The 6,000-nt window shown below is 67.3% G+C and carries 7 protein-coding genes; 2 read left to right on the top strand and 5 right to left on the bottom strand.

Annotated features, from left to right (window positions below; all coding sequences use genetic code 11):
- Positions 1 to 118: 118 nt before the first annotated feature.
- A complete protein-coding gene (locus ACQPYZ_RS36275) occupies positions 119 to 475 on the bottom strand; it encodes a hypothetical protein (protein WP_433169896.1) in 357 nt (118 codons plus the stop codon).
- A 468-nt stretch (positions 476 to 943) separates the two neighbouring features.
- Between ACQPYZ_RS36275 and ACQPYZ_RS36270 the strand changes: the two genes are divergently transcribed.
- On the top strand, positions 944 to 2,332 hold the full coding sequence (locus ACQPYZ_RS36270; RefSeq protein ID WP_433169894.1) for a helix-turn-helix transcriptional regulator: 1,389 nt from the start codon (positions 944 to 946) through the stop codon (positions 2,330 to 2,332).
- Here ACQPYZ_RS36270 and ACQPYZ_RS36265 read toward each other — a convergent pair.
- Positions 2,277 to 2,849: an NUDIX domain-containing protein gene (locus ACQPYZ_RS36265; protein WP_433169893.1), complete on the bottom strand. Its 573-nt coding sequence runs from the start codon at positions 2,847 to 2,849 to the stop codon at positions 2,277 to 2,279. The genes ACQPYZ_RS36270 and ACQPYZ_RS36265 overlap by 56 nt on opposite strands.
- A 115-nt stretch (positions 2,850 to 2,964) precedes the next feature.
- Between ACQPYZ_RS36265 and ACQPYZ_RS36260 the strand changes: the two genes are divergently transcribed.
- Positions 2,965 to 3,480 carry a hypothetical protein gene (locus ACQPYZ_RS36260; RefSeq protein ID WP_433169891.1) on the top strand — a complete coding sequence of 172 codons (516 nt, stop codon included), beginning with the start codon at positions 2,965 to 2,967 and terminating at the stop codon, positions 3,478 to 3,480.
- Positions 3,481 to 3,606: 126 nt separating this feature from the next.
- On the opposite strand, the gene ACQPYZ_RS36255 is transcribed toward ACQPYZ_RS36260, so the two are convergent.
- From ACQPYZ_RS36255 to ACQPYZ_RS36245, 3 genes are all read right to left on the bottom strand, one after another.
- Positions 3,607 to 4,524 carry a tyrosine-type recombinase/integrase gene (locus ACQPYZ_RS36255; RefSeq protein WP_433169890.1) on the bottom strand — a complete coding sequence of 306 codons (918 nt, stop codon included), beginning with the start codon at positions 4,522 to 4,524 and terminating at the stop codon, positions 3,607 to 3,609.
- A gap of 305 nt (positions 4,525 to 4,829) precedes the next feature.
- Complete coding sequence (locus ACQPYZ_RS36250; protein WP_433169888.1) at positions 4,830 to 5,618, bottom strand: helix-turn-helix domain-containing protein; 789 nt, start codon at positions 5,616 to 5,618, stop codon at positions 4,830 to 4,832.
- Positions 5,615 to 5,848 (bottom strand): hypothetical protein, encoded by a 234-nt coding sequence (locus ACQPYZ_RS36245; RefSeq protein WP_433169887.1) that lies wholly within the window; start codon positions 5,846 to 5,848, stop codon positions 5,615 to 5,617. The genes ACQPYZ_RS36250 and ACQPYZ_RS36245 overlap by 4 nt, the downstream gene beginning before the upstream one ends.
- Positions 5,849 to 6,000: the final 152 nt, after the last annotated feature.

Below are 6,000 nucleotides of genomic sequence, written 5' to 3'. Positions count from 1 at the left end.
CAGTTGATCCCTTCTCGGGGGTGGGGGACGGGGTCGGTGCAGCGGTGCCGGCGAGCAGCTCGAGCAGCTGCAGCGGGACGGCGGTAGAGGCGCCGGTAGCGGCACCAGCAGCAACGGTTCACGCGGCGCCCTCCAGCCCGACCGCGGCAGCGAGCGCGGCGTCCCGGGCCTGGTTGCGGATCTGGGCGCCAAGGTCAACGGGTCGGCCGGCGGCGTTGTACCGGACTCCGGCCATGACCGTGTGGGCCTTGTCGCGGGCCGGAGTGACCCGGGCCAGGGCGGAGCACTCGATGAACACCGGGCACGAGTGGCACTCGGCGATCAGCTCGAGCGAGTCGTACGGCGTCTGGACCTCCTGGGTCCAAGCGGACGCGCCGCGGCACGGGAATGATCCGCCGGCGCGGCGTACAGCGGCGGCGAGGTTGGCCTGAGCGCGGTCGAGCTCATCGGTCGTGAGCTTGGGTCGAACGGTCACGGCGGGTAGTCCTTCCAGTTTCGGTCTGCCGCCGGGTCTCCAGCTCCAGACGGCAAATACACGTTGAACTTGTATTCGAACGTACAGGTTGAGCTTGTATTCCGGCAAGAGTTCGATCTAGCTAGGCTTGTATTGATGAACCCCACGAATGACGCCCTGCCAACAGACTGGTGGTCTGTTGACGACGTACTGCGCTACCTCGCTCACGAGGGCGCACCGGTCTCGCGTGACACCTGGAATAGCTACGTCTCCCGCGACCAGGCACCGAAGCCCGACAGGCATTTCGGTCGTTCTCCCGCATGGCGGCCGGCGACGGTTCGCGATTGGCACGACACCCGGCCGCGTCGAGGTACCAAACAGCCGTGACCTCGCCGCGCGATTGGCGATCGTAGATGCCCTGCCATGTGAACATGGCTCCAGGCAACCAGTCGCTCACCGAGCGAAACAGGTAACGAGGGGTAACGACCCATGGAGAACCGGCTGCAGGCGGCTCGCAGCGCGAGAGGGTGGAGTCAGGCCGCACTGTTTCACCAGCTGGTCAAAACAGCTGAGGACGCAGGCGACCACCTGCCCGGCTGGGCCTCGATACGGCAGCTAATCTCCCGCTGGGAGAACGGCCACGCGAGCCCTGATCACTACTACACGAAACTGCTCTGCAAGGTGTACGGCACCAGCGCGGTCGCCCTGGGACTTGCGAGTGCAGGCGCGAGTGGTGACCCTAAGTTCGCTCTCCAGATCGGCGCCAACCTCGGGCAGACCATCGATACGGTGACGACCCTTTGGGAGCACGACGTGGAGCGTCGAGAGTTCTTACGCACATCACTTTTCGTTGGCTACGGCCTGACCGGCGGCCAAGGTCTGCTTCAGACTGCTGGAAGCCCGACCAACACCAGCCGCCTAAGTGGAACCGTCCGCGTCGGAATGAGCGATGTTGAGATGCTCCAGGACCTCGCCGCCGCGTACCGCCGTTCAGACAACCGCAGCGGTGGGGGCGCAGTCCGCGAGAAGCTCGTTCGCACCCTTCACCACGAAGTCGCGCCACTCTTGAGGCGTGGGCGGTACGACGCTGCGACCGGAAAGGCACTAGTCACCGTCGCCGCCGAGATGACCCAGCTCGCCGGCTGGATGGCCTACGACAGCGGCATGCACGGACTGTCGCAGAAGTACCTCACTCAGGGCATCGCCTTAGCCCGCGAAGCAGGGGATGAAGCTCTCGCTGGGGAGATCCTCGCGGCAATGGCCCACCAAGCCACCTACCTCGGCCAGGGCCAGGACGCCGTCCAGTACGCCCAGGCAGCTGCTGTGTCAGGCCACCGGTCCGGGCAACAGCACCTCGTCGCGGAAGCCGCCGTACTCGAAGCACAAGGGCTCGCCCAGCTCGGAGCCTCTGCCGACGTCGCCGCCACCCTGTCGCGAGCCGAGCGCGAGCTCGACAAAGCAGATCGCCTCAGCGGTCCGACCTACCTCGCGTACCTCGATGAGGCGTATCTGAGCGCGAAGTTCGGCCACGTCTTCCGCGAGCTAGGCGATGGCACACACACAGTGCGGTTCGCAGAACGGTCACTCGACATGGTCCCCGGCTTCGAGCGCGGCCGGGTCTTCAACCTGACTCTGCTGGCTCAAGGGCAGGCTCGGCTTGGTGACATCGATCAGTCGCTGACAGCCGGGACTGAGGCTCTTCGGCTCTCTGCTGAGATGCAGTCCACACGCGTTCACCACTACCTGCGAGAGGTGGCGTCCCTGCTCGCGCCGCACAAAGCTCACCCGGGCGTTGCGGACTTCTGCAAACGCGTTCGATACCTCAGGACACCGGCCGCGACTCAAGTCGCCGGGCATGCAACGCCAGCAAGGCAGTGACTGTCGCAGCCCCCACAATCTCCTTCGAACGCACCATCCCAAGTGCCTCCGTGAGCGGAACCCAGGCCAACGACTCAGCCTCATTGGGGTCTCGCGCGTCGGTGGCCTGCGTGACATCTTCTGCAAGGTAGACCACGCACTCATGGTCGGCGATTCCCACCATCGGCTGGTACGTCACCAGCTCCTCGAGCCGTTCGGCACGCCAGCCTGTCTCCTCGAGTAGTTCGCGACCGGCGGCGGCCTCGATGTCTTCCTCGTCGTCGACATACCCGCCGGGCAATTCCCAGCACCAGCGGTCAATGATGAACCGGTGCCGCCACATCAGTAGGACTCGATCCTGATCGTCGACGGCGAGCACCATTGCTGCTCGTGGGCACCTGAGGACGTACTGCTCGAACTCCACCCCGTCAGGCAGCTCAACCTTGGCGATGTGCAAACGGGTCTTACGGGTGTCGTCAACAACCCGCTCGTCGTGAATGATCCAGCGCGTCGATTCAGTCTCCAGGCCAGCAGTCATGTCCCCAGCCTGTCACGGTGCTCAGCTCGCTGCCGCGCCGTACTCGTGGCTCCGCAACAACCCGACCGCCGGTCGCGAACTCGTGGTGTCTGGAAACGGCTCTACAGTGCTGCCCATGCCCTCGCACGTGTTCGTCGACGAGAACAAGTCCCGTGGTCTGCTGATGGCCGCGGCTGCTTGTCTGGCCGGCGACGTCAACGCGCACCGCCGTGCGATGAAGGGCCTGCTGCTGCCGCGGCAGCGGCGGCTGCACTTCTTCAAGGAGTCCGCTGCGCGCCAGCGCAAGATCCTGGCGGTGATCGAGGGCTTCGGTCTGGACGTGAAGCTCTACGCCACGCCATCGGAGGACCGAGCCGGCCGGGAGAGCTGCCTGAACGCGATCGTCGAGGACGCCGCCGGCGTCGCCGAGCGGCTGGTGATCGAGCGCGATGAGTCCCGGCTCGAGTTCGACAAGCAGGTGCTGTACCGCGCGGTCCGCGCACATGGTTGCGTGGACACGCTGCAGTACGAGTTGCTCGCGCCTCACCTCGACCCGCTGCTGTGGATCCCGGACGCGATCGCGTGGTCGTGGGCCAAGGGTGGTGAGTGGCGGCAACTGGTTGCGCCGTACTGCGATCTGGTCGAGCTCTGATTTCAGCGCCTAGACGCGCGAAACCCGGCTCACCAACCGTCCGGAAGGCTGCCGGGTCCACTTCTCCAGGGCTACTGCCCCGAGCACCACAAGAGTACCCGGCTCTATAGCTTTTCTGTAGTCCCTTCACACCTGCCGAGGCCGGTGTCGCGCACGACGCCGCTGGCGAGCGCGTAGCTCAGCGTCGGCGGTGGCGTCGGAGTGGTCGGCGTACACCAGCGTGGTCTGCAGTTTGCGGTGCCCGAGGCGCTTCTGGATGGTGCGCGCGGAGACGCCGTCGTTGGTGAGCTCGGTGGCATGGGTGTGCCGCAACTGGTGGAGCTCGAGGCCCGGTTCGCCGGCGAGCTCGCGGTAGCCGGCCCACAGTTCCTGCACGGTCGAGTAGGTCAGCGCCCGCCCGGTCCAGTTCCTGCTCGCGCGGAACAGCGGGCCGTGGGTGATGCCGGTTTCCCGCAGGAACCGGCGGATCCGGTTCACCAACTGCTGATCGTCCAGGAGCAGGATCCGGACCCGGCCGCCCTTGCCGTGGACCAGGACGTGCTCGTTGCCCGCGGTGAGGTCGAGATCCTCGACGTATACCCCGAGGGCCTCGCTCACCCGGGTGCCGGTGGCCTTCAGGAACTCGAACAGCAGCCGATCGCGCTGCTTGGGTCTCGGGATGGCCGCGATGACGCGGTCGATCCGGGCCGGGTCGACCGGGCGCGGTACGCCGTCCGGGACGGCGACCCGGTCGAAGCGGTCCATCGGGTTGGCGTCGATCAGCTCGTGCCGCACGGCCCAGCGGCAGAAGGCGGCGACTGCGGCCTGCTTGCGCGCCCGGGTCGACGTGGCCAGGTCGGCGATCGACGCCGCCCACGACCGCAGCACGCCGGCGTCGACGCCGGTCACGTCGCGGTCGGTGTGCGCGGCGAGCTGGGCCAGGTCGCCGCGGTAGGCGCGGATCGTGTGCGCCGTCTTGCCGGCGAACTCGCAATCGGCGAGGAAGTCGCGCACCTGGCCGGCCATCGGGTGCTCGCCGGGCAGGGCGGGCGCGGCCGGGCTCATCGCGGCCGTACCGGCGGCCAGGAGGTCGCCGCCGGGGTCCCGGTTCTGGGCGAGAGCGTAGGCGGATGCATGACTGTCACGGTAGGGCCGGGCGCCGACGCTCCGACGCGACCCGGCGCCCGGTACCCGGTGATAACGGCGGATTCGCGGTCCGGGTCACGCCGGGCGTGTCGGGCCGGTCTGAGCGGCGGACCCAGGTCGCCGACGGGCGGGTACCGGTGAGAATGGCGGTTATCACCGGGGCCTGCGGTCTCGGTGAACGGCAAGGACCCCAGCCGTCGCCGGGGCCCTCAGGGAGTTGCAGGTCAGCTGGCCGCCGGCCACGGGGCCAGGCCGAGCTCCTGGACCTTCTCCCGGATCGCGTCCTCGGACCTGCCCAGCTTCCAGACCAGCGCCGACCGGCTTAGACGGGGATACAGCGCCTTCAACTGGTCGACCGCGCTCTGCGACCAGCGCCGTTCCCGGATCCGGTCCAGGCACTTCCCGAACTCGAACTGGGCTGTCTGAGTGGCGCCGACACGCAGCAGCAACTCGTCGAGCCGGACGGCCGACGGCACCCGGTTGCCATCAAGCCAGTCAGACAGCGTGGACTTCGGCACCCCGGTCGCCTGCGCGGCCTGACGCGTGGAGGACAAGCCGTAGTGCTCCAGCAGGTGCCGCAGCGCTAGCCCGAGCTGGGCCGGGGTGTTGGCCTTCTTCACCTCCAGCCAGTCCTTGGTGAGGCGAAGGCCGGAGCCACGCCGTGCGACCGACGAGTCCACCGCCAGCTCCATGCTGGCCTTGCGCAAGTACTGCTCAGCCGCCAGGAAGTTGCGGGTAGCGACCCAGAACACCCGCCACGGCCCCAGGTTGTGCCGCGCAACCCCGCAGGCCAGCAGGAAGGCCTGGGTGACCTCCCAGGTCGGCAGCACCTTGCCCTTCGCCGCCCGGACCATCTGGGAGTGGTCGCGGTACCCGTGGGCCGCGATCTCCCGGAACGAGAGCTCGGCCCGCTCCTTCTCGTCGCGCAGGCGGGCCGCGAAGTTCTGCACCGCATTCGAACTGGTCGACAACGACCAGCTGAAGTAGTTCCCCTCCACCTGCTCGGTCGTCATACCTTCACCACCGAACAGCGCTGGACGTACACGACAAGCCGCCGGGCCATCTCGATCGCAGCCGCGGTCAACGCCGAGACCGCGGCCAACTGGACCGTGCCATCGGCGTACCAGACCGAGGCGCCGGCCGCCGCGCCAAGCAGGCTGTAGAAGAGCCCCAGGTAGATGATCACCACGACCACCGGCCCCGGCCTTCGCCGAGGCTCAGGAATGCTAATGCTTCGAGACACCAAAAGCTCCTTGAAGTTGGGCGACTCGGTGAATCAGCTGTACGAACCGACTCATCGAGACGCCGATGTGGGTTGGCGTGCACATCGGGCAAGAGGCCCTCGGAGTTGGCGCTCCGTACGGATAGGTCCCTGCAAGACGCGGCGTGAACAAC

It is taken from the genome of Kribbella sp. CA-247076 (genome assembly GCF_050942445.1).
Lineage (GTDB): Bacteria > Actinomycetota > Actinomycetes > Propionibacteriales > Kribbellaceae > Kribbella.
This window is presented reverse-complemented; position numbering and strand designations above follow the sequence as displayed.